Source organism: Ligaoa zhengdingensis (genome assembly GCF_014384885.1).
Taxonomy (GTDB): domain Bacteria; phylum Bacillota; class Clostridia; order Oscillospirales; family Ruminococcaceae; genus Ligaoa; species Ligaoa zhengdingensis.
The window spans coordinates 162,130-183,298 of sequence record NZ_JACRST010000001.1 but is presented as its reverse complement, the minus strand read 5'-3'; the positions used below and the strand labels follow the sequence as shown (position 1 = coordinate 183,298).

The 21,169-nt window shown below is 59.4% G+C and carries 25 protein-coding genes and 1 other annotated feature; of the genes, 23 read left to right on the top strand and 2 right to left on the bottom strand.

Going from position 1 to position 21,169, the window contains the following annotated elements:
- Positions 1 to 7: 7 nt before the first annotated feature.
- From gatA to tyrS, 23 genes are all read left to right on the top strand, one after another.
- On the top strand, positions 8 to 1,468 hold the full coding sequence (gene gatA / locus H8711_RS00885) for an Asp-tRNA(Asn)/Glu-tRNA(Gln) amidotransferase subunit GatA (RefSeq protein WP_249281643.1): 1,461 nt from the start codon (positions 8 to 10) through the stop codon (positions 1,466 to 1,468).
- A gap of 14 nt (positions 1,469 to 1,482) precedes the next feature.
- Positions 1,483 to 2,922 carry an Asp-tRNA(Asn)/Glu-tRNA(Gln) amidotransferase subunit GatB gene (gene gatB, locus H8711_RS00880; RefSeq protein ID WP_249281642.1) on the top strand — a complete coding sequence of 480 codons (1,440 nt, stop codon included), beginning with the start codon at positions 1,483 to 1,485 and terminating at the stop codon, positions 2,920 to 2,922.
- Between the two features lie 131 nt (positions 2,923 to 3,053).
- Entirely contained in the window at positions 3,054 to 4,136 is a 1,083-nt protein-coding gene (locus tag H8711_RS00875; protein WP_249281641.1) for a stage III sporulation protein AA, read from the top strand.
- Positions 4,024 to 4,503, top strand: coding sequence for a stage III sporulation protein AB (locus tag H8711_RS00870; protein WP_343256277.1), 480 nt, complete (start codon positions 4,024 to 4,026; stop codon positions 4,501 to 4,503). The genes H8711_RS00875 and H8711_RS00870 overlap by 113 nt, the downstream gene beginning before the upstream one ends.
- Positions 4,504 to 4,572: 69 nt before the next feature.
- Positions 4,573 to 4,767 carry a stage III sporulation protein AC gene (gene spoIIIAC, locus H8711_RS00865; protein ID WP_249281640.1) on the top strand — a complete coding sequence of 65 codons (195 nt, stop codon included), beginning with the start codon at positions 4,573 to 4,575 and terminating at the stop codon, positions 4,765 to 4,767.
- A gap of 2 nt (positions 4,768 to 4,769) precedes the next feature.
- Entirely contained in the window at positions 4,770 to 5,159 is a 390-nt protein-coding gene (locus tag H8711_RS00860) for a stage III sporulation AC/AD family protein (RefSeq protein ID WP_249281639.1), read from the top strand.
- A 43-nt stretch (positions 5,160 to 5,202) separates the two neighbouring features.
- Positions 5,203 to 6,360 carry a stage III sporulation protein AE gene (locus H8711_RS00855; RefSeq protein WP_249281638.1) on the top strand — a complete coding sequence of 386 codons (1,158 nt, stop codon included), beginning with the start codon at positions 5,203 to 5,205 and terminating at the stop codon, positions 6,358 to 6,360.
- Complete coding sequence (locus H8711_RS00850; protein WP_249281637.1) at positions 6,360 to 6,887, top strand: stage III sporulation protein AF; 528 nt, start codon at positions 6,360 to 6,362, stop codon at positions 6,885 to 6,887. Before H8711_RS00855 ends, H8711_RS00850 begins: the two co-directional genes overlap by 1 nt.
- Positions 6,856 to 7,443 carry a stage III sporulation protein AG gene (locus H8711_RS00845; RefSeq protein ID WP_249281636.1) on the top strand — a complete coding sequence of 196 codons (588 nt, stop codon included), beginning with the start codon at positions 6,856 to 6,858 and terminating at the stop codon, positions 7,441 to 7,443. The genes H8711_RS00850 and H8711_RS00845 overlap by 32 nt, the downstream gene beginning before the upstream one ends.
- 40 nt (positions 7,444 to 7,483) lie before the next feature.
- On the top strand, positions 7,484 to 8,035 hold the full coding sequence (locus H8711_RS00840) for a SpoIIIAH-like family protein (protein ID WP_249281635.1): 552 nt from the start codon (positions 7,484 to 7,486) through the stop codon (positions 8,033 to 8,035).
- A gap of 59 nt (positions 8,036 to 8,094) precedes the next feature.
- Positions 8,095 to 8,508 (top strand): Asp23/Gls24 family envelope stress response protein, encoded by a 414-nt coding sequence (locus H8711_RS00835; RefSeq protein WP_249281634.1) that lies wholly within the window; start codon positions 8,095 to 8,097, stop codon positions 8,506 to 8,508.
- A 141-nt stretch (positions 8,509 to 8,649) separates the two neighbouring features.
- Entirely contained in the window at positions 8,650 to 9,063 is a 414-nt protein-coding gene (gene nusB / locus H8711_RS00830; RefSeq protein ID WP_249281633.1) for a transcription antitermination factor NusB, read from the top strand.
- A 36-nt stretch (positions 9,064 to 9,099) separates the two neighbouring features.
- Positions 9,100 to 10,044 carry a tRNA (adenosine(37)-N6)-threonylcarbamoyltransferase complex transferase subunit TsaD gene (locus H8711_RS00825; RefSeq protein ID WP_249281632.1) on the top strand — a complete coding sequence of 315 codons (945 nt, stop codon included), beginning with the start codon at positions 9,100 to 9,102 and terminating at the stop codon, positions 10,042 to 10,044.
- Complete coding sequence (gene xseA / locus H8711_RS00820; protein WP_249281631.1) at positions 10,041 to 11,366, top strand: exodeoxyribonuclease VII large subunit; 1,326 nt, start codon at positions 10,041 to 10,043, stop codon at positions 11,364 to 11,366. Before H8711_RS00825 ends, xseA begins: the two co-directional genes overlap by 4 nt.
- A complete protein-coding gene (xseB, locus tag H8711_RS00815) occupies positions 11,320 to 11,541 on the top strand; it encodes an exodeoxyribonuclease VII small subunit (RefSeq protein WP_249281630.1) in 222 nt (73 codons plus the stop codon). The genes xseA and xseB overlap by 47 nt, the downstream gene beginning before the upstream one ends.
- Positions 11,542 to 11,553: 12 nt before the next feature.
- Positions 11,554 to 12,432 carry a polyprenyl synthetase family protein gene (locus H8711_RS00810; protein ID WP_249281629.1) on the top strand — a complete coding sequence of 293 codons (879 nt, stop codon included), beginning with the start codon at positions 11,554 to 11,556 and terminating at the stop codon, positions 12,430 to 12,432.
- A 19-nt stretch (positions 12,433 to 12,451) separates the two neighbouring features.
- Positions 12,452 to 12,958, top strand: a complete 507-nt coding sequence (locus H8711_RS00805) for a divergent PAP2 family protein (RefSeq protein ID WP_249281628.1) — start codon at positions 12,452 to 12,454, stop codon at positions 12,956 to 12,958.
- Between the two features lie 40 nt (positions 12,959 to 12,998).
- Complete coding sequence (gene dxs / locus H8711_RS00800) at positions 12,999 to 14,996, top strand: 1-deoxy-D-xylulose-5-phosphate synthase (protein WP_249281627.1); 1,998 nt, start codon at positions 12,999 to 13,001, stop codon at positions 14,994 to 14,996.
- Positions 14,881 to 15,684, top strand: a complete 804-nt coding sequence (locus tag H8711_RS00795; RefSeq protein WP_249281935.1) for a TlyA family RNA methyltransferase — start codon at positions 14,881 to 14,883, stop codon at positions 15,682 to 15,684. Before dxs ends, H8711_RS00795 begins: the two co-directional genes overlap by 116 nt.
- A gap of 24 nt (positions 15,685 to 15,708) precedes the next feature.
- Complete coding sequence (locus H8711_RS00790; RefSeq protein ID WP_249281626.1) at positions 15,709 to 16,590, top strand: NAD(+)/NADH kinase; 882 nt, start codon at positions 15,709 to 15,711, stop codon at positions 16,588 to 16,590.
- On the top strand, positions 16,571 to 17,032 hold the full coding sequence (gene argR / locus H8711_RS00785; RefSeq protein WP_249281625.1) for an arginine repressor: 462 nt from the start codon (positions 16,571 to 16,573) through the stop codon (positions 17,030 to 17,032). The genes H8711_RS00790 and argR overlap by 20 nt, the downstream gene beginning before the upstream one ends.
- An 11-nt stretch (positions 17,033 to 17,043) precedes the next feature.
- On the top strand, positions 17,044 to 18,726 hold the full coding sequence (gene recN / locus H8711_RS00780) for a DNA repair protein RecN (RefSeq protein ID WP_249281624.1): 1,683 nt from the start codon (positions 17,044 to 17,046) through the stop codon (positions 18,724 to 18,726).
- A gap of 25 nt (positions 18,727 to 18,751) precedes the next feature.
- Positions 18,752 to 18,987 (top strand) — a binding site (T-box leader).
- Positions 18,988 to 19,073: 86 nt separating this feature from the next.
- Entirely contained in the window at positions 19,074 to 20,291 is a 1,218-nt protein-coding gene (gene tyrS, locus H8711_RS00775) for a tyrosine--tRNA ligase (RefSeq protein ID WP_249281623.1), read from the top strand.
- A gap of 54 nt (positions 20,292 to 20,345) precedes the next feature.
- Here tyrS and H8711_RS00770 read toward each other — a convergent pair whose 3' ends face one another.
- Positions 20,346 to 20,687 (bottom strand): GIY-YIG nuclease family protein, encoded by a 342-nt coding sequence (locus H8711_RS00770; RefSeq protein ID WP_249281622.1) that lies wholly within the window; start codon positions 20,685 to 20,687, stop codon positions 20,346 to 20,348.
- Complete coding sequence (locus H8711_RS00765; protein ID WP_249281621.1) at positions 20,687 to 21,169, bottom strand: DUF6530 family protein; 483 nt, start codon at positions 21,167 to 21,169, stop codon at positions 20,687 to 20,689. Before H8711_RS00765 ends, H8711_RS00770 begins: the two co-directional genes overlap by 1 nt.

Here is a 21,169-nt window from a genome sequence, read left to right as displayed (position 1 = left end):
CTGACAAATGGAGCTTTACAGCAAAACTGCAACCGATCTCGCAGGGATGCTTCGTCAGAAGCAGTGCAGCGCGGTGGAAATCGCCAACTCTGTGTTCGACAGGATGGACGCCGTCGAGGACAGGGTGAAGGCATATCTGACTGTGGAAAAGGAATCCGCTCTGGCGCAGGCCGCGCGGGTGGATGAAAAGCTGGCCGCCGGGGAGGAGCTGCCGCCGCTTGCGGGCATCCCGGTCGCCGTCAAAGACAACATCTGCACCAAAGGGGTGCGCACGACCTGCGCCTCCAAAATCCTCGAAAACTTCGTCCCGCCCTACAACGCCACGGTGGTCGAGCGGTTGAAGGAGCAGGACTTTGTGATGACCGGCAAGGTCAACCTCGATGAATTCGCCATGGGCGGCTCATGCGAAAACTCCGCGTTCCAAAAGACCGCGAACCCGCACGACCTCGCCCGTGTGCCGGGCGGCTCTTCCGGCGGTTCGGCAGCCGCGGTCGCGGCGGGCGAGGCGATCCTTTCGCTCGGATCGGACACCGGCGGGTCGATCCGTCAGCCCTCCTCCTTCTGCGGGTTGGTCGGCCTCAAGCCCACCTACGGCGCGGTTTCGCGCTACGGCCTCGTGGCGTTCGCGTCTTCCCTCGACCAGATCGGCCCGCTCGGCCGCTCGGTGGAGGATGTTGCGATGCTTTATCGCGCCATCTGTGGCCGCGACCCGATGGACGCGACCTCGGCGGCGCTGCCGCAGGCGGCTGCTTCTTGGGATTTGGAGGGCGGTGTGCGCGGCCTGCGCATCGGCCTGCCCTGGGAATATTTCGGCGAGGGTGTGGAGGAACCGGTCAAAGCGGCGGTCTATCGCGCGGTCGAGGAGCTCAAAAAAGCCGGGGCTGAGGTCAAAGAGATTTCGCTCGGCTCAGCCGATTACGCGGTCTCCGCTTACTACATCATCTCCTCCGCCGAGGCGTCGTCCAACCTGGCGCGCTTCGACGGCGTGAAATATGGCTACCGCGCGCCGAACTGCGAGGGCCTCACCGAGCTGTACGAGCGCACCCGCAGTGAGGGCTTCGGCGCGGAGGTCAAGCGCCGCATCATGCTGGGGACGTTTGTGCTCAGCTCCGGTTACTACGACGCCTACTATAAGCGCGCCAAGCGCCTGCGCCAGCGCATCATGGGCGAATATGAGGACGCCTTTGCGGACTGCGATGTCGTCATCACCCCGACCGCACCCTCCACCGCATACAAGCTGGGCGAGCGGGTGGGCGACATCCTCAAGATGTACGCGGGCGACATCTGCACCGTCACGGTGAACATCGCGGGGCTTCCGGCCCTGTCGGTGCCCTGCGGCAAGGATGAGAACAACCTGCCGATCGGTATGCAGCTGATCGGGCCGAAGTTCTCGGAGGGGCGCCTGTTCCAGACGGCGCACACCTGGGAGAAGCTCTGCGGGGGCTTCAACGCCATTCCCACACTGTAATTGGAGGTGACACCATGGATTATGAGATGATTGTCGGCCTCGAGGTCCACGCGGAGCTCAAGACCAAGACAAAGATATACTGCGGCTGTAAAAACGAGTTCGGCGCGGAGGTCAACACCAACTGCTGCCCCATCTGCACCGGTATGCCCGGCACCCTGCCCACCCTCAATGAAAAGGTGGTGGAGTACGCGATCAAGATGGGGCACGCCACCAACTGCTCGATCAACCGCATCTGTAAGCAGGACCGCAAAAACTACTTCTACCCCGACCTGCCCAAGGCGTACCAGATTTCGCAGTTCGATATCCCGCTGTGCGAGCACGGCTATCTCGACTGCATCGTCAATGAGAACGGCGACACCAAGCGCATCGGTATCACCCGCATCCACATCGAGGAGGACGCGGGCAAGCTGATTCACGACGACAGCTTCGCGGGCAGCCTGGTGGACTTCAACCGCTGCGGCGTGCCGCTCATTGAGATCGTATCTGAGCCGGACATCCGCAGCGTGGTGGAGGCCAAGGCCTACCTCGACACCATCAAATCGATTTTGCAATACATCGACGTGTCCGACTGCAAGATGCAGGAGGGCTCGATCCGCTGCGATGTCAACGTGTCGGTGCACAAGCCCGGCGAGCCGTTCGGCACCCGCGTGGAGATGAAAAACGTCAACTCGTTCTCCGGCGCCTGCCGCGCCATCGAGTACGAGGCCAACCGCCAGATCGAGATTCTCGAGCAGGGCGGCGAGATCACGCAGGAGACCCGCCGCTGGGACGATATGAAGGGCTGCAACTTCCTGCTGCGCAGCAAGGAGGACGCCCAGGACTACCGCTATTTTCCCGAGCCCGACCTGCTCACCATCGTGGTGGAACAGGAGACGGTTGACCGGCTGAAGGCGGAGCTGCCTGAGCTGCCCAACAAAAAAATCAAGCGTTACATGGAGGAATACGGCCTGCCGCATTTCGATTCCAACCTGCTGGTGGAGAACATCGCGACCGACCGTTTCTTCGAGCAATGCATCGCGCTGGGTGTCTGCCCGCCCAAGGCGATTGCCAACTGGCTGTTGGGCGATGTCACACGCATCCTGCACGAAAAGAACATCGAGATCACCGAAACCAGCCTGACCCCCGAGAAGCTCACCGATATGATTGCTCTCATCACGAAAGGAACCATCTCCAACACCGCGGGCAAAACGGTGCTTGAGGAGATCATCTTCTCGGACAAGCTGCCTGAGGATGTGGTTCAGGAGAAGGGGCTCGCGCAGGTGTCCGACACCTCGGTGCTTGAGGAGATCGCGAAATCGGTGCTTGCGGCCAACGCCAAGGCGGTGGAGGATTATAAAGGCGGCAAGACCAACGTCATCGGCTTCTTGGTTGGCCAATGTATGCGCCAGTCCAAGGGGCAGGGCAACCCCGCCGTGCTCAAAGAGATCATTCTCAAGCTCATCGCGGCGGAATAAAATAGAATATTTCAGTACCCGGCAGCGAAGCCACATTCGCCGCCGGGTATTTTTTTGCGGGTTTGTCCGTCAAAGGCGGTTCTAAAAGTGGACAAAGCTCCATATCCATTGAAGCAAGGGAGTGAAGACCAATGGATATCCAAGAGGTGATGGAGCGCTTTGAGCGCCTGTGTCAAATTTTCCCCGAGCGCATCCGGCGGGAGCTGCTGGGGTTGGAGCGGCCGGTTCAGCTTGCGGCACAGGAAATCCGCCTGCGCACCGGGCGGCCGGTGCAGGTCTGTTCCGGGGCGGACAACCTGTTTTTGTGCGGCAAGGGGAGGACCGCCCGCCGGCCCGGCCGCGACTGCCTCTGCGCCACTGCGGATGAGATTTACGAGGTGTTCCGTGCGGTGTGCGGCTATTCGGTGCACAGCCATCAGAACGAGATTGTGCAGGGGTACATCTCCTATGTGGGCGGCCACCGCGTCGGGCTGGGCGGTTCGGCCGTTTCGGCGGACGGCGCGCTCACGGGGATGCGCGACATCTCCTCGCTCAATATCCGCATCGCCAAGCAGGTGCTGGGTTGTGCGGATGACCTGCTGTTCCACTGTAACTACGGCGAAAAGGGTCTGCTGCTCGCCGGGCCGCCCGGCTCGGGCAAGACTACCCTGCTGCGCGACCTGACGCGGCAACTCGCCAGCGGCGAAAAGGGGCCGGTGCAAAAGGTGGCGCTGGTGGATGAGCGCGGCGAGCTGGCGGCGATGTGGCAGGGGGTGCCGCAGAACGACGTGGGGGTGTGCACCGATGTGCTCAGCGGGTACGGAAAACGGGACGGCATCTTGATGGCGGTTCGGGCGCTGTCACCCGATGTGATCGTCTGCGACGAGATCGGGCGCGAGGAGGATGTGGATGCGCTCAAGACCGGCGCAGTTTGTGGGGTGCGGTTGGTGGCTTCGATCCACGCGGCCACGGAAGCGGAAGTTTTACATAAGCCGTTTGTGCACGAGCTGGCGGCGCTGGGCGCGTTCGACCGCGTGGTGTTGCTCGACGGAAGGCGGCATGTGGGGAGGATTCAAAAAGTAATCGATCTGGGGGGAGAAACCGATGAAACTGGCGGGATTCATGCTGATTATCGCGTGTTGTTCGATGGTGGGGCTGTTTCAGGCGGCGCGCTTGAGGGTAAGGACGACCCGGTTGGAGGAGACGATCGGCCTGGTGGGGATGATAGCGAGTGACCTGCGCTACACCTGCGCGCCGATGGAAAACATCGTGCGGCGGCTGACCTCGGTATCCGACGCGCTCCCCTTTTTGACGGCCTGCGCGGAGTACACCCAAAAGGGGGAACCGTTTCCCAACGCGTGGCGGCAGGCGCTCAAGGAGGCGCCCTCCGGCTTGGACGAGGAGGATGTAAAAATTTTGCGCAAGCTGGGGCTCACCTTGGGGGCGGTGGATCTCGACGGCGCGCTCAGCGAGCTGGACTACGCCAAGTTTGCGCTGGGCAAGCGTTATGAGGAGGCGCGGGAACGCCAGCGCAAGCTGGGCGGCCTCTACCGCACGTTGGGGGTGCTGGCTGGCTTTGCGATTGTGATCGTCCTGTTTTGAAGCGGGGCTAAAATTTCAGAAAGAGGGGGGCTGTACGGACAACCCCCGAAAAGCAGGGAGGAAAAACAGGTGGATGTGGATTTGATCTTTAAGGTGGCGGCGATCGGCATCATCGTCGCGGTGCTTAACCAGGTGCTGATCCGGTCGGGGCGGGAGGAACAGGCGATGTTGACCACGCTGGCGGGGCTGATCGTGGTGCTGATGATTATCATCAATGAGATCAGTTATCTCTTCGACACCGCCAAGTCGGTATTCGGGTTTTAGCCATGGAGATCGGGACGATTATCGGCATCGGCATTGTCGGCGTGAGCCTGGCGGTACTGCTCAAACAGTACAAGCCCGAATACAGTCTGGCCATCTCCCTGATCGTGGGGGTGCTCATCTTTGCGGCGGCGGCCGAAGGCCTTACCCCGGTCATCGACCAGTTGGGCGTCCTGCTCGACAGCACCCAGATGCCGCGCGAATATATCGAAATTCTGATCAAGTCGCTGGGCATCTGTTTCATCACCCAAATCGCCTGCGACACCTGCAAGGACGCGGGGCAGGGGGCGATCGCCACCAAGCTGGAGATCGCGGGCAAGCTCTCCATCCTGGTGCTGAGCCTGCCGCTGTTCCAATCCCTGCTGACCATTGTGGCCGAGTTGCTCTCGGCCTGAGACTGCCTGCTTGGAAAGCAAAAGACAAAGGACGGTGAAACGGATGAGACTGCCGGGACGGCTGCTGCGCTTTGCGGCGCTGCTTGTGGGGCTGTTGTTCCTCATGACGCCCTGCTATGCGGCGGAAGCTGTACTGCCGGAGGAGCAGATTCAGCAGCAGATGGACGCCAGCGGGGCGGGGGAGCTCTACGACCGCACCCCCGAGGATGCGAAGGACCTGCTCGGTGAGATGGGGGTGGATGAGCTCGACTACCAGAAGCTGCTCACACTGTCTCCTACCGAGTTTTTTCGGGCGCTGTGGGGGCTATTGAAGGTGCAGCTGCGCAAGCCGCTGGTGATCCTCGCCTCCATCGCGGGGGTGGCGATCCTCTGCACTTTGGTGGAGGGGCTTAACGTCAGCATCGGCGAGCGCAGCCTGGACACCGTGTTCAATGCGGTCTGCGTGCTCTGCGTCTGCACCGCCGTGGTGGGGCCGATTGTGGATTGTGTACGCTCCGCCGCAAACGCTATCCAGAGCTGCTCCGATTTCATCCTGTCGTTTGTCCCCACCTTTATCAGCCTGGTGGCGGTGGGCGGACAGCCGGTGTCGGCCACCACCTACAACGCCTTTTTGCTGATGATTTCCGAGGTGCTCTCCAAAATCACCGCGAATCAGCTGGTGCCGCTGATCACCATCTACCTCGCCTTTTGCATTGTCGGCGCGCTCACCCCGTCGATGAACCTGTCCGGGGCTGCTTCGAGCGCTAAGACGGTGGTGGTGTGGGCGCTCGGCCTGCTCACAACCACCTTTGTGGGGCTGCTCGGGGTGCAGAGTCTGGTGGCGGTGGGGGCTGACAATGTCGCGATGAAGGCGGGCAAGTTCCTGGTGGGCAGCTTTGTGCCGGTGGTGGGCAAGGCGCTCTCGGATGCGCTGACCACTGCACAGGGCTGTGTGCGCCTGCTCAAAACTACGGTAGGCGCCTACGCAGTGGTGGTTTCGGCCATGACCTTTCTGCCCACGCTGTTACAAACCGTCGTCTGGTATTTCGCGGTCAACCTCGGGGCGGGCATCAGCGACGTGCTGGGCGCGTCCCAGGTGAGCAAGGTGCTCAAGGCCTGCGCCACTGCGCTCAGCCTGCTCATCGGCATCATCGCATTTGTGGCGCTGCTATTTATTGTATCCACCGCTGTTATGCTGGTGGTGGGAACGGGGGGGACGTGATGGGAGCGATCCGAGATTGGGCGCTGGCGGTATGCGTGGCAGCAGTGGCGGGCAGCATCGCCCACCTCGCTTCGCCCGCAGGGGCCACCCAGAAGATATTCCGCATCACCGTCAGCGTGTTCTTCCTTTGCTGTATGCTGTCCCCAATCCTGTCCGGCGCGCTCAGCGGCGATTTTCAGTTCGATGTGGAGCTGACCCCGCAGACGAGCTCCAATACCGATGAGATGCAGAGCACCATGGAGCAGCAGATCACCGACAGCTTTACCGCCTCGCTGCGCAGGCTGGTGGAGGATGAATTGGAGGAGCAGGGGGTACGGGCCGAGGAAATTTCGATAAACATTAATACCGGCGAGGATGGCGGCATATCTATTAGGGAGATCGTCCTTCTATTGAAGGCGGAGGATCAAAACAAACAAGCCGGTCTTATAAGCGGGATCAAAGAAAAACTGGGGATCGAGCCGGTCATCGAATACCGGCAGGAGGTGAAGACACAAGATGGTGGAAAAGTTTCGGATGGAACGGATTAAGGAAGCGTTTGTAAAATTGGTGCAGGGAGACGGCAAGATCAAGCTGATCGTCCTGCTCGGCATCTGCGGCATCGTCTTGATCCTTTTGTCGGAGATCGGGCCAAAGGCCGACGCCAAACAGGCGCAGCCTTCCAACGAGGTTTTTACCAGCGAGAGCTATGCGGCCGCGCTGGAGGATAAAATCTACACGCTGGTCACCAGCATCGAGGGGGTGGGTAAGGCGAAGGTGATGGTCACGCTGGAAAGCGGCATAGAATATGTCTACGCCAGCGCGGAAAAGAAGAATACCGACGTCACCCAGGATTTTTCTGACGAGGGGGTCAAAAAGCTCCACGAGAAGGACAACAGCGAAAGCAGCTTTATCCTGGTGGACGGCGGGAACGGCAAGGAGGCTCTGGTGAAAACACAAATAGAACCAAAGGTAAAGGGCGTGGTGGTGGTTTGCGAGGGAGCGGAGCATCCAGCGGTGCAGGAGCGCGTGATCGAAGCGGTGAAAACCGCACTGGATCTTTCATCCACCCAGGTATGTATCACCAAAATGGCGTCTGCAAAATAATGTCTCAAATTTTTTAGATTTTCATGGAGGAGGAACCACTATGAACATGATTTTAGGAAAACGGCACATCATCCTAGCGGCGTTGGTGCTCAGCTTGGGCATTGCGGTCTATCTCAATTGGGTCTATTCCACCAGCGGCGGAGATTTTGTCGCGACGGAGACGGCAGCCACAGGGGAGAGCAAGAACTACGGCGACAGCAAGTATGTGAGCCTCGACGGCGAGGAGGTCCAGGTGGTTGCCAACTCCGCTTATTTTAAAGAAGCGCGCCTCAACCGCACCAAATCGCGCGACGAGGCGGTGGACAGCATTAAGAAGATGTTCAAGGACGCCTCGCTGACCGACGAGGAGAAATCCGCTCTGGCGGTACAGGCAACCGACATCGCGCAGGCGATCGAGACTGAGGGCACGATGGAAAACCTGATTAAAGCCAAGGGATATGAGGATTGCCTGGTCTATATGGCCGACAACAAGGTGGATATCGTAGTAAAGTCCGAGGGGCTGCAAAAGGAGGATGTCGCGAAGATCAAAGACATCGTTTTGGCGCAGACCGACGTTCCGGTCGAAAATATTTCCATTACCGAAACAAAATAATCGATGGTTTTGGTTGTGTCCGCAACAATTTATGGTATAATATGAAGGAGTAATACCTTTTGAATCCGTTGAAATATGCTTCTTACGATACAAAGGAGGCCAAGGTTGTGGAACAGAAAAAGATGAGTGAAACCATCGGCAGTCTGAAAATTTCACAGGAGGTCATTGCAACCATCGCGAGCGTCGCAACAAAGGAGATCGACGGCGTTGCGGGTATGGCGGCCTGCCCCGCCAACCTGAAGAAATTTTTGGTGAAGAGCCCCAGCGCCAAGTCGATCAACATCGCGCTTAATGACGATATTGCGGTGATCGATGTCTATGTGAACCTGAAATACGGTGCAAAAATTCCCGAAGTTTCCGAGAATATTCAAAAAAGCGTGAAGGAAGCCGTGCAAAACATGACCGGCATCGTGGTATCCAAGGTGAACGTGTTTGTGTCGGGCATCACGTTTGATGACAAAGAGAATCTGTGACAGAACAAACCCTCCTGATTCGGGAGGGTATGTTTTGCTTTATTGCGGTCGGCGCGGGCGCGCGCTGACCTTAAAAAAGTGGACAGGCTGCGGCAAAAAAGCATCTGTACCTTAAAAAATGAAAATTGCGGAGGTAGAGTTATGACACGCAGGGAAGCCAGGGAACAGGCATTTGTACTCATTTTTGAAAAGTCGTTCAATCAGGGCGACAGCTTGCAGGAGATCATCGAAAAGGCGGCCGAGGGCCGGGATGTGGAGGTTGACCCGTTTGCGTTTTCGCTCGCCTCCGGTTGGATGTCCCATGCGGACGAGATTGACAGGCAGATTGAAGCGCATTCGACCAGGTGGAAGATGAACCGCATCTCCCGCGTGGCGCTTTCGATACTGCGTCTTTCTATTTTTGAGGTGCTTTTCAACGAAGAAATCCCTGACCGCGTCTCGATCAACGAGGCGGTTGAGCTCGCCAAAAAGTTCGGCAGCGAGGACGATTCGTCGTTTGTCAACGGTGTGATGGGCGCGGTGGTGCGTACCAAAGCCGCGGAACCGCAAAAATAAAATAAGGCCGGACCACTGAAACAGGAGGTGGACCAGATGGGTCTGTTTTTGGGTATCGACACGAGCAACTACACCACATCCACCGCACTTTACGACAGCTCCAACCAGACGGTGATCCACAGCCGCAAGCTGCTTCCGGTGCGGGAGGGCGAGCTGGGGCTGCGTCAAAGCGACGCGGTGTTCGCACATGTCAAACAGCTCCCCGAGGTAATCAACGGCCTCTTGGGAGATAAACAATATAAATTCGACGGGGTGGGCTATTCGGCCCGCCCGAGGGATGTTGAGGGTTCCTACATGCCCTGCTTCCTGGTGGGGGAGATGCTCGCCAGGGTGCTTGCCAACCAGTCGGGCGCACCCCTGTGCGGTTTTTCTCATCAGGCGGGTCACATCGCGGCGGCGCTCTATTCCGCCGGGCGGCTCGACCTGATGCAGAAGGAGTTTGTGGCGTTTCACTTTTCGGGTGGGACGACCGAGGGCCTGCTGGTGCGGCCCGACCGCGAACGGGTGCTCGCGATCCAGCAGATATCAGGGACGCTCGACCTCAACGCCGGCCAGGTGATCGACCGGGTGGGCGGCATGCTGGGGCTCAAGTTCCCAGCCGGCAAGGAGCTGGAACAGCTCGCGCTCACCTGCGACGAGGAGTTCCCTGTCCGTGTCAAGCTCAAGGGGCTGGACTGCTGCCTCTCCGGGGTGGAAAACCAGTGCCGCGACCTGCTCGCCAAGGGAACGCCAAAGAACGCTGTGGCGAGATATTGCCTCGACTACATCTGCGCCACTGTGAAGGCGATGAGCGAGGCGGTCATTTTGGAGTACGGCGACCTTCCGCGGGTTTATGCGGGCGGCGTCACCAGCAACGGCCTGCTGCGCGCAGAGATTTCTGAATGGCTGGGCGGCGTGTTTGCAACGCCAGAGCTGTCGTCCGACAACGCGGTCGGCGTGGCGCTGCTGGGTTATCTGCGCTGCCGGAGGCCGCTGCTATGACCAATTCAATGCTGAGCGTGTCTCAGCTCAACCGATATGTCAAGGCGTTGTTGGACGAAAATAAATTGTTGACCCGGCTGCTGGTGAAGGGAGAGATTTCAAACCTCTCCGACCACTACAGCTCGGGCCACCTCTATTTTTCGCTGAAGGACGCGGGGGCTTCGGTGCGCGCGGTGATGTTTAAGAGCTACGCCCAGCAGCTTCGCTTCCGCCTCCGCAATGGGCAGACGGTGATTGTTTCCTGTTCGGTGTCGCTCTACGAGCGGGATGGAACCTACCAGCTCTACGTCTACGATTTGCAGCCGGACGGGGCCGGGGCGCTGGCGCTCGCCTTCCAGCAGCTCAAGGAGAAGCTGGCGGGCGAGGGACTCTTTGCCCCGGAACATAAGAAACCGATTCCGCCCCTGCCGCAGACGGTCGGCGTCGTCACATCGGCGAGCGGCGCGGCTTTGCAGGACATCCTAAACATCCTCGGGCGGCGGTATCCGCTGGCACGGGTGGTGCTGGCCCCGGCGCTGGTGCAAGGGGAGGGTGCGTCAGACAGCTTGATCGCCGCGCTTTGCGCCCTCAATGAGCAAGCGGATTGCGACGTCATCATTTTGGGCCGTGGCGGCGGTTCGGCCGAGGATCTCTGGGCGTTCAACAGCGAGGCGCTGGCCCGTGCGATCTACAGTTCCGCTGTCCCGGTCATCTCCGCGGTGGGGCACGAGACCGACTTTACCATCGCGGACTTTGTAGCAGATCTGCGCGCCCCCACGCCGTCAGCGGCCGCTGAGCTGGTTTCCCCCGACCTGTCCGATCTGCGGGAGGAGTTGTCCGGCCTGCAAGTGCGGATGGAGGAGCTGCTCGAGCGGCGGTTGGCGCGGCTGTCCCAGCAGCTGGAGCTTTACCGCAGCCACAGGGCGTTGCAAAGCCCGGTCGCAGTTGTGGCTGGATACGAGCAGCGTTTGCAGCGCAACAGGCGCCGGCTGGTTTCGGCGCTGGACATCCGGTTGCGGGAGGGGGAACGCCGGCTGCAAAACGGACGCTCTGGCCTTGCAGCGGCGGGGCGCGCTGTGCTGCGCACCCGGGAACAGCAGCTCGCGGGACGGGCGCGGCTGCTCGGTAGTCTCAGCCCGCTCAATGTGCTCGCGCGGGGCTATGCGATCGCATTCGATCAAAATGAGAAGACGGTGACCGACAGTGCGGCGGTACAGCCGGGCGACCGGCTGCACATCCGGTTCGCCCGCGGGGAGCTGGCAGTAAAAGTCATCGAAGCAGCAAAGGAGAAGTCTGATGAAAAAACAACCGACGCTGGAGCAGGCGATGCAACGGCTGGATGAAATTGTAAAGCAGATGGACGACGGCGGGTTGCCGCTGGAGGACGCCCTCAAGCTGTTTGAGGAGGGAACCGGCCTGGTGCGGCTGTGCGACGGGAAGCTGCGCGATGCGAGGCTGAAGGTAGAAACCCTCTCGCAGGGGCTGGAACCTAAGCCGCAGGAAGTTTCGGAAGCGTAGGGGGAAGCGGAATTGCAGTACGAAGAAAAATATCGGGTTTACGTCGAGGATATCGAACGGGCGTTGGAACGCGCTCTGCCCGAATCAGACGCACCCTACCGGAGCGTGGTGCAGGCCATGCGTTACGGGGTGTTGGGCGCGGGTAAGCGGGTGCGGGCCATCCTGCTGCTCGAGTTTTGCAGGGCGTGCGGCGGAAGCTGGGAGCTGGCGATGCCCTTCGCCTGCGCCATTGAGATGGTGCACGCCTATTCCCTGATCCACGACGATCTGCCCTGTATGGATAACGACCCGCTGCGGCGGGGCAAGCCCTCCTGCTGGAAGGCGTTTGGCGAAACTACCGCGCTGCTGGCCGGAGACGGCCTGCTCACTAAGGCGTTTGAAACGGCCTCAGGCAGTACCGCGCCCCCGGATCGGGCGCTCGCTGCACTGCAAATACTGGCTCAAAGCGCGGGAGACACGGGGATGCTGGGCGGGCAGGTGATCGATTTGGAATATGAGAACCGCCCGATGCCGGAGGAACTTCTTGTGCGGATGTACGGTCAAAAGACCGGGGCGCTGCTGCGGGCCGCCGTAAAAATCGGCTGCGTGCTTGCGGGCGCGGATGAAAATAAAATTTTTTTTGCGGATCAATATGCGCAAAAAATTGGGTTGGCATTTCAGATTGTTGATGATATACTGGATGTTACGGGGGACGAACAGGCGTTAGGAAAGCCCATTGGCAGCGACCAGGAGAGCGGAAAAACCACCTTCGTGACGCTGTACAGCCTGGAAGAAGCCCAAAAACAGGTGGAAGCCCTCACCGATGAGGCGCGGCGGCTGTTGGACAAATTTGCATGGGAAGACGAGTTTTTATGCACACTGACCGACCGTCTGGCTGTCAGAAAGAACTGATAGGAATGGATGAAATGATATGGGTGTACTTCGACAGTTGACCGGAAATGATTACATCAACGTGGCGTTTTTGGCGTGGGTCTCGGCGCAGGTGCTCAAAACCGTATTCACATTGATTACGACCAAGAAGCTGGTGCTCGAGCGCCTGGTGGGCGCGGGCGGTATGCCCAGCTCCCATTCCGCATTGGTCTGCTCCCTGACCATCGCCTTTGCCCGGCGTTTGGGGTTTGCATCCCCGGTGTTTGCGCTCTCGCTGGCGCTGGCCGGCATTGTGATGTATGACGCCATGGGGGTGCGCCGCGCGGCGGGTGAACAGGCCAAGGTGCTCAACAAAATTGTGTTTGGCTTCAAATCCTGGAACCAGGGCAACGAGGAGGAGCACGAAGACGAGCTCGCACAGAGCGCGGCGGACATCGCGGACGGGATGCCGGACAAGGCGCTCAAGGAATTCATCGGGCATACGCCGCTCGAGGTGCTTGGCGGCGCGCTGCTGGGTATTTTAATTGCCATGCTGTATCCGGCTTGATCGTGGCGGCCGGTATCGCACCGGGAAAGGAGACGTCGCCTTGGAACGCAAAACCCTGCTTGAGGGGATACGCTCCCCGCGGGATGTGAAAAAACTCAACGACGGCCAGCTTGAACAGCTCTGTGCGGAGATACGCGAACGGCTGATCCAGACAGTTTCGCAGACAGGGGGGCATCTTGCCTCCAGCTTGGGGGTGGTGGAGCTCACCGTCGCGTTGCATAAGGTGTTCCGTTCGCCCATCGACCAGATCATGTGGGATGTGGGCCATCAGGCATACGCCCACAAGCTGCTCACCGGGCGGGAAAGGCGGTTTGACACCCTGCGGCAGGAGGACGGGATCTCCGGTTTTCCCAAGGCGCGCGAGAGCGTGCACGACGTCTTTCTGGCCGGCCACAGCAGTACCTCCCTTTCTGTGGCTTGCGGTTTGGCTCGCGCAAAAAGTCTGCGGCAGGAGGACGGCTATGTGATCGCCGTGATCGGCGACGGAGCGTTCACCAACGGCATGGTCTACGAGGCGATGAACAATGTGGCGCGCTACCGCGACCGGATCATCGTCATTCTCAACGACAACGAGATGTCAATCTCGCGCAATGTGGGCGCGTTGGCGCGGTATCTGGCCAAGATCCGTTCCAAACACGAGTATTTTAAAGCGAAAGATATGATTGAACACGGCGTGCGGTCGATCCCGCTGGTGGGGGATTCGCTCTACAAGGCGATTTACTCTTCCAAAGCAGCAGTAAAGAACATGCTTTACAACAGCAACCTGTTTGAAGATTTCGGCTTTGACTACCTCGGCCCGGTCAATGGACACGACCTTCAAAGCCTGTGTGAGGTGCTGCGGCGCGCAAAGAGCCTCAACCGGCCGGTGCTGCTGCACATTGAGACCCAAAAGGGCAAAGGGTATCCCTTTGCGGAAAAGAACCCGGGCGCCTACCACGGGGTCTCCAAATTTGACGTAAAAAACGGGTCGGAGGAAGCCCCTTCGACCGATCACTTTTCCGGCGTGTTCGGCGAGGAGCTGACCAGGCTCGCGGGGGAGGACAGCTCGATCTGCGCGATCACCGCTGCCATGAAGTACGGCACCGGCCTGTTCCCCTTCGCCGCCGGTTATCCTGAGCGCTTTTTCGACGTGGGTATCGCCGAGGAACACGGCGTCATCTTTGCCGCGGGGCTTGCCCGCAACGGGATGAAGCCGGTGTTTGCGGTGTATTCCACCTTTTTGCAGCGCGGTTACGACCAGGTGCTGCATGACACCGCGATCGAGCAGCAGCATGTTGTGTTTGGCGTGGACCGCGCCGGAATCGTGGGGGAGGACGGCGAAACCCATCAGGGACTGTTCGATGTGGCCTTTCTTTCCTCCATCCCCAATGTGGTGATCTATTCCCCGGCCACCTATCAGGAGCTGCGCCTGCATCTCCACAAGGCCCTGTATGAGCACAACGGACCGGTGGCGCTGCGCTATCCGCGCGGTAAGGAGCCGCGGCTTCCGCAGCGGTGCAGCACCGGGGAGGATTTCCTTTTGATCGATGACTATCGGGCGAAGACGCTCGTGATCTCCTACGGCAGGGAGTTTGCCCAGGCATATGAGGCGGCGGAACGGCTGAACCGCCGGGGCACGCCGGTGGCGCTGCTCAAGCTGGGCCGCATCAATCCAATCGATGAGACCTGTGTGAAGCTGGCCGCACAGTATGACGCGATCCTGTTCGCCGAGGAGGGCATTCTCCAAGGGGGCGTCGCGGAACACTTTGGCCTGCGGCTTCAGCGCCGCGGCTGGCAGGGCTGTTACCGGGTGACTGCGGTGGATGGGGTGTTTGTCCCGCAGGCAACGGTCGCATCGTCGCTGGCACGCCTGGGCCTGGATGCCGGCAGCCTGGAAAAGCGGCTGCAACAACTGGATGATATGAGGACGAGAAGCGATGCAGATAAAGAAGAGATTGGACCTTGCGGTGACCGAGCTGGGACTGACCGAGAGCCGCGAGAAGGCGAAGACCATGATTATGCTGGGGCGCGTGTATGTCAACAATCAAAAGGCGGATAAACCGGGGATGACCGTTTCCGACGCCGACCAGATTGAGCTGCGCGGCGAGACCTTGCGCTATGTCAGCCGGGGCGGCCTCAAGCTGGAAAAATCGATCCCGCGATACGGCCTCAACCTGGAGGGTGCGGTCTGCATGGATATCGGTGCGTCCACCGGTGGCTTCACCGACTGTATGCTGCAAAACGGCGCGTCCAAGGTATATTCGATCGACGTGGGGTACGGCCAGCTCGCCTGGAAGCTGCGCTGCGACGAGCGGGTGGTCAACCTGGAACGCACCAATTTCCGCTATGTCACGCAAAAGGAGGTTCCCGACCCGATCGACTTTGCGAGTGTGGATGTTTCATTCATCTCCCTCACGCTGATCCTCCCCGTGGCGATCAATCTGCTGCGGCTGGGCGGAGAGATGGTCTGCCTGGTCAAGCCGCAGTTTGAGGCTGGCAAGGGTAGGGTCGGCAAGAAAGGCGTGGTGCGTGAGCCGGAAATTCACCGGGAGGTCATCGCAAAGGTGGCTGATTTCGCCCATTCTATCGGCTTTTCGGTGCTGGGGATCGATTATTCCCCTATCAAGGGACCGGAGGGCAATATCGAATACCTGCTTTATCTTAAAAATGACGGCGCCGGTGCGCAGTTGGTGGAGGAAACGGCCATCCGGGCGGTGGTCGAGGCTTCCCATCAACAGCTGGAGTGATCACCGGCGGGAAGGATAACAGCCATGAAGGCAATTTTGATCCCCAATTTTAAAAAGGAACAGACGGAGCACTGCCTCAACGGGCTGCTGGATGTGCTGGAACGCCTCGGAATCGAAGCGTACCTGGATAGGGCCAGCCGGCCGTATGTGCGCGATGGGGCGAGGGTTCACTTCTGCGAATTTATCGACGCGATGGGGAGGATGGACCTGGTCATCGCCATCGGCGGTGACGGCACCATCATCCACAGCGCGAAACATGCGGTGAAGCACAACCTCCCCGTACTGGGGATCAACGTGGGGCGGCTGGGGTTCCTTGCCCAGTTGGAGTCGAATGAGCTGCACCAGCTTTCACGCTTGGTACAGGGCCGCTACACGGTGCGAAAGCACATGATGATCGAGGCCAAGATTCAGACGGATAGCGAACAGATGGTCTGCGTGGCGCTCAACGATATCGCCATCACCAAAGGGGATCTCTCCCGAATCATCGATGTGGACGTCACCTGTAACGGCAAGCTGGTCAGCGAGTACCACGCGGACGGCGTGATCTTCTCCACACCGGTGGGTTCCACCGCGTACGCGATGTCGGCGGGCGGCCCGGTTGTCGACCCCAGCATCGCTTCGATTGGGATGACCCCGATCTGCCCCCATTCGCTGTTTTCACGCACGGTGCTCTTTTCACCGGAAAAGGAGCTGGTGGTGCGTGCAAAGTACATAAACAACCACAACGACCTGTATCTGTCGGCGGACGGCGAGCGCCCGATCAAGATTCGGCGCGACAGCCAGATTGTGATTCGCAAATCCGACCTGGCCGCCCGGCTGATCGACTTCGGCGACCGCGACTTTTATGAGATTTTGAATTTAAAGATACTGGGGAGAGGTCAAAGGAATGAAATCGAAACGGCATGAAAAAATATTGGAACTGATCCTGGAGAATGTGGTGGAGACGCAGGAGGACCTGATGCGCCTGCTCAGGGAGGCCGGCTATCCCATCACGCAGGCCACCGTCTCGCGGGATATCAAGGAGCTGCGCTTGACCAAGACCCTGTCTCCGGACGGGCGCTACCGCTACACCTTCGCTGCGGCGGAGCGCGCGCCGGCTTCCGACATCACCACCCGCTTTCGCACAATCTTTGGCCAGGTTGTGGATTCGGTCGATTACGCCGGGCATATGGTGGTGGTCAAGTGCCACACCGGCATGGCGAACGCCGCCTGCGAGGCGCTCGATCAGATGAACTTTGAAAGCATTGTGGGCACGCTAGCCGGTGACAACACCTTTTTTATCCTTGCGCGCACCGAAGAGATTGCACGCAAGTTGTCACAGGAGCTTCAGACGTATCTTGCAAGGTAGGTGACGACATCATGCTGACCCAGCTTTATATTCAAAATATCGCTGTGATCGAGCGGGCCTCGATCGATTTTGGCGAAGGGTTCCACGTTTTCACCGGCGAGACCGGAGCGGGCAAATCGATCCTCATCGGCGCGATCGGTGCGGTGTTGGGATTTCGCGTCTCGCGGGATTTAATCCGCACCGGGGCCGAAAAGGCCATGGTGACCGCGTTGTTTGAACGGCTGTCCGACGAGACCTGCTCGGCGCTCTCCGCGCTCGGCTACGAGCCGGAGGAGGACGGCACGCTGCTGCTGTCGCGGGAGTTTTCCGCCGAGGGCAAAAGTAGCTGCAAGATCGGCGGCCGTCCGGCCACCGTGTCGATTCTGCGGGAGGTGGCGGATACCCTCATCAATATCCACGGGCAGCACGACAATCAGGCGCTCATTTCGCCCGAGAGGCACATCCGCTTCATCGACAGCTACGCGGGGGACGGTGAGCTGCTCGCGCAGTACCGCCAGGAGTATGCCAAGCTCTGCTCGATCAAGCAGGAGCTGGAAAAGCTCAACATGGATGAGGTGGAAAAGGCTTACCGCATCGATCTGCTCACCTATCAGATCGACGAGATCTCCTCAGCCAACCTGAAGGCCGGCGAGGAGGAGGAGCTGCTCGAACAGAAGAAACAGATCAGTAACTCCGCCAAGATCATCGAGGCGGTGGGGCAGGCAGACCTAGCGTTCTCCGGCGACGACGAGAACGAGGGCCTGGTGGCGATGCTGGACAGCGCGCGCGACGCGCTCTCTACCGCCGGCCGGTATTATGCGGACCTCGAGGGGATGGCGTCCCGCGTCGATGAAATGTATTATGAACTGCGCGAGTACGCCAGCGACCTGCGCCGCTGCGCGTCCGAGATGGACTTCAATGAAGGAGATCTCGATGCGATTGAGGCGCGGCTGGATACCATCTACAAGCTCAAGCGCAAATATGGCGCGAGCGTGGAGGCGGTGTTGGACTACCTCGGAAAATCTACCCAGGAGCTGCAATCGATCAACCGCTCCGAAGAGATGCAGGCGAAGCTGGAGGCGCAGCTTGCGCAGACCGCCTACAGCGCGCAGAAGCTGGCGGAGGCCCTTTCGGAAAAGCGCCGCGAGGCCGCCAAGCGCCTCACTGAGGCGGTAGGGGAGGAGCTGCGCTTTTTGGACATGCCGTTTGTCCGGCTCGAGGTCAAAAGCGAGATCGGCGCTCTGTCCGCGGACGGGATCGACGATATGGAATTTCTGATCTCGACCAACCCGGGCGAGCCGCTCAAGTCGCTCTCCAAGATCGCGTCGGGCGGCGAGCTCTCCCGCGTGATGCTCAGCCTGAAAAACGTGCTGGCCGACCGGGACCGTGTGGGTACCCTCATCTTCGATGAGGTCGATACCGGTGTGAGCGGGCGCGCCGCACAAAAGGTGGGGCTCAAGCTCAAACAGGCTTCCCATGGCAGGCAGATCATATGCGTCACCCACCTCGCGCAGGTGGCCGCCTACGCGGACCGGCACTATTTGATCGAAAAATCGGTGCGCGACGGGCGCACCTTTACCGATGTGCGTCCGCTCGACCGCAGCGGAAGGGTGTCGGAGATCGCGCGCATCATCGGCGGGAACGAGGTCACAGACACCATTTTGAGCAGCGCCGACGAGATGCTGCGCTTCGCCGAGCGGCAGGTTGACAAATAAAAACCGATGTGCTATAGTGCAATATATAATGGCAGAGAAGAGAACGAGTAGCCGCATCCCCTCCGCTTCAGAGAGCTTTTGGCCGGTGCAAAAAAGCGCGGAAGTGCGGTGAATACATCTCGGAGCCGCGGGCTGAAACAGGTAGTAGGCTTTGCCGGGGGCACCCGTTATCGTGCTTGGGTATGTTGGTACCCGATGAGGCTGCGCCCGTGAGGTCGCGGCGAATTAGAGGTGGTACAGCGTTTTATGGACGCCCTCTATCCGCATCAGGCGGGTGGAGGGCTTTTTTGCACCCTGCCGTCCGCCGGGTCCTTTCAAAGTAAAGAAAATAAAAAGGAGAAAGATGGATGACCGTATTTGAAGAACTCAAGCGCCGCGGGCTGATCGCCCAGATGACCAATGAGGACAAGATCAAGGAGATGCTTGAAAACGAGAAGGTGACCTTCTACATCGGCTTTGACGCCACTGCGGACAGCCTGCATGTCGGGCATTTTCTGCAATTGATTGTGATCCGGCATATGCAGAAGGCGGGGCATACCCCCATCCTGCTGCTGGGCACCGGCACCACCATGGTGGGCGACCCCACTGGTAAGACCGATATGCGTCCGATGCTCACCCGCGAGGCGATCAACCACAACGCCGATTGTTTTGTGCAGCAGATGTCCCAGTTTGTGGACATGGACCATGCGATCGTCGAGCACAACGGCGATTGGCTGTGCGAGCTCAACTATTTGCAGCTGCTGCGCGACGTGGGCGCCTGCTTCTCGGTCAACAAGATGCTGACTGCGGAGTGCTTTAAAACCCGTCTGGAGCGCGGCCTCTCCTTCCTGGAATTCAACTATATGATTATGCAGAGCTACGACTTTTTGCACCTGTTCCGCGCCCACAACTGCCGGATGGAGCTCGGCGGCGACGATCAGTGGAGCAACATCCTCGGCGGTGTGGATTTGGTTCGCCGCAAGGAGCAGGAGGAGGTCTGCGGCATGACCTTTACGCTGCTGACCACCAAAGAGGGCAAAAAGATGGGCAAGACCGAGAATGGCGCTATCTGGCTCAACCCCGAAAAGACCAGCCCCTACGATTTCTTCCAGTACTGGCGCAATGTGGACGACGCGGATGTCATCCATTGCCTCAAACTGCTCACATTCCTGCCGATCGAGGAGATCGAGGCGATGGAGAGCTGGCAGGGCAGCGAGCTTAACAAGGCCAAGGAGATTTTGGCCTATGAGCTCACCAAGATGGTGCACAGCGAGAAGGAGGCCGACAAGGCGCTGGAGGCAGCGCGCTCGGTGTTCGGCGCGGGCGCGGCCAGCGCGAACATGCCCACTACACAGCTTGCCGCAGCAGATTTCACCGATGGGCAGATTGCGGTGCTCGACCTGCTGGTCAAGACTGGGCTGGCTCCCTCCAAGGGCGAGGCGCGCCGTCTGATCCAACAGGGCGGCGTCAGCATCGACGACCAGAAGGTGACCGACGTGATGGCGGTTCTGCCGCTCACCAAGCTGGAGGCGGGCCATAAAGTGATCCGCAAGGGCAAAAAGGTGTTCCATAAGGTGACCCTGTAATCGAACAAAATAAAAGCGCCGGAGATCCCAGCGGATTTCCGGCGCTTTTTCTCCTCAATAGAGATTATCTTCCCCCAGCTTTTCCCGCCAGATTGCTTCGAGCACTACGAGATCCTCCCTGAATTCTTCCAGGGTTTGGGTCTCCTTCTGTTCGATCTCCTCCAAAACGGTGAAGGCAAAGCAGGCGGGCCCGTACTGCTGCCAATCCCTTTGCAGGCGGCTGTTGGGGCAACTGCCCATCCGGGACATAAAATCGAACTTGTTTTTTGACCCCTTCAGGTCGGTTTCGCAGAGCAGCAACTTCCTGCCGGTGACGGTGTTTTCGATCACATATGCGCCGCCGGTGGCAGGTTTTTCTTTATAGGCGCGGATCAATTCCTTCTTTCGATTGTCCATCAGTATCCCATCTCCTTCAAAATACGCGCCAGAACGGCAAATCGCTCGCCCAGCAGTTCTCCGTCGCTGCCCAAGGCATTACAGAACAGCTGGATATCCTCGTCGATATGTTCGTTTTCCTTACAGATGGCGACGGTCATCGCATCGCCCTGCATCCCCACCCGGTCGATCATGGGGTCGTCCTCACAGTAGAGCTTAGGAAAGCGGTATGCCTCGTCGCGGAAGTACTGCTGTGCACGGCACACCAGGATGGCTAGATCAAGCACGCGGTGGAGCGGCAGCTCCTCCGACTGGCGCGACCACTTTTCGCCGGTGTAGCGCCAGACCTTCGCAGAGATATCCACCCGGCCGCGGTCGTTCCACTGGGCGAGCCCCAACGAAAGCCCTTTGGCGTCCGACTGGTAGGAGCTGCGCCCGTCCACATTTTCATAGTTCTCCGAGACGATCACCGGTTTGTGTTTGAGATTGGTCGGTATTTTCAT

Bases quoted from the DNA above. Each gene is read 5' to 3' on its own strand.
- H8711_RS00805 (WP_249281628.1), top strand. From the start codon at position 12,452: ATGGGTGTACTTCGACAGTTGACCGGAAATGATTACATCAACGTGGCG.
- H8711_RS00790 (WP_249281626.1), top strand. From the start codon at position 15,709: ATGAAGGCAATTTTGATCCCCAATTTTAAAAAGGAACAGACGGAGCAC.
- argR (WP_249281625.1), top strand. From the start codon at position 16,571: ATGAAATCGAAACGGCATGAAAAAATATTGGAACTGATCCTGGAGAAT.
- H8711_RS00875 (WP_249281641.1), top strand. From the start codon at position 3,054: ATGGATATCCAAGAGGTGATGGAGCGCTTTGAGCGCCTGTGTCAAATT.
- H8711_RS00825 (WP_249281632.1), top strand. From the start codon at position 9,100: ATGGGTCTGTTTTTGGGTATCGACACGAGCAACTACACCACATCCACC.
- xseB (WP_249281630.1), top strand. From the start codon at position 11,320: ATGAAAAAACAACCGACGCTGGAGCAGGCGATGCAACGGCTGGATGAA.
- nusB (WP_249281633.1), top strand. From the start codon at position 8,650: ATGACACGCAGGGAAGCCAGGGAACAGGCATTTGTACTCATTTTTGAA.
- gatB (WP_249281642.1), top strand. From the start codon at position 1,483: ATGGATTATGAGATGATTGTCGGCCTCGAGGTCCACGCGGAGCTCAAG.
- H8711_RS00770 (WP_249281622.1), bottom strand. From the start codon at position 20,687: ATGGACAATCGAAAGAAGGAATTGATCCGCGCCTATAAAGAAAAACCT.
- H8711_RS00860 (WP_249281639.1), top strand. From the start codon at position 4,770: ATGGAGATCGGGACGATTATCGGCATCGGCATTGTCGGCGTGAGCCTG.
- xseA (WP_249281631.1), top strand. From the start codon at position 10,041: ATGACCAATTCAATGCTGAGCGTGTCTCAGCTCAACCGATATGTCAAG.
- tyrS (WP_249281623.1), top strand. From the start codon at position 19,074: ATGACCGTATTTGAAGAACTCAAGCGCCGCGGGCTGATCGCCCAGATG.
- H8711_RS00870 (WP_343256277.1), top strand. From the start codon at position 4,024: ATGCTGATTATCGCGTGTTGTTCGATGGTGGGGCTGTTTCAGGCGGCG.
- H8711_RS00855 (WP_249281638.1), top strand. From the start codon at position 5,203: ATGAGACTGCCGGGACGGCTGCTGCGCTTTGCGGCGCTGCTTGTGGGG.
- gatA (WP_249281643.1), top strand. From the start codon at position 8: ATGGAGCTTTACAGCAAAACTGCAACCGATCTCGCAGGGATGCTTCGT.
- H8711_RS00845 (WP_249281636.1), top strand. From the start codon at position 6,856: ATGGTGGAAAAGTTTCGGATGGAACGGATTAAGGAAGCGTTTGTAAAA.
- recN (WP_249281624.1), top strand. From the start codon at position 17,044: ATGCTGACCCAGCTTTATATTCAAAATATCGCTGTGATCGAGCGGGCC.
- H8711_RS00840 (WP_249281635.1), top strand. From the start codon at position 7,484: ATGAACATGATTTTAGGAAAACGGCACATCATCCTAGCGGCGTTGGTG.
- H8711_RS00765 (WP_249281621.1), bottom strand. From the start codon at position 21,169: ATGAAAATACCGACCAATCTCAAACACAAACCGGTGATCGTCTCGGAG.
- H8711_RS00850 (WP_249281637.1), top strand. From the start codon at position 6,360: ATGGGAGCGATCCGAGATTGGGCGCTGGCGGTATGCGTGGCAGCAGTG.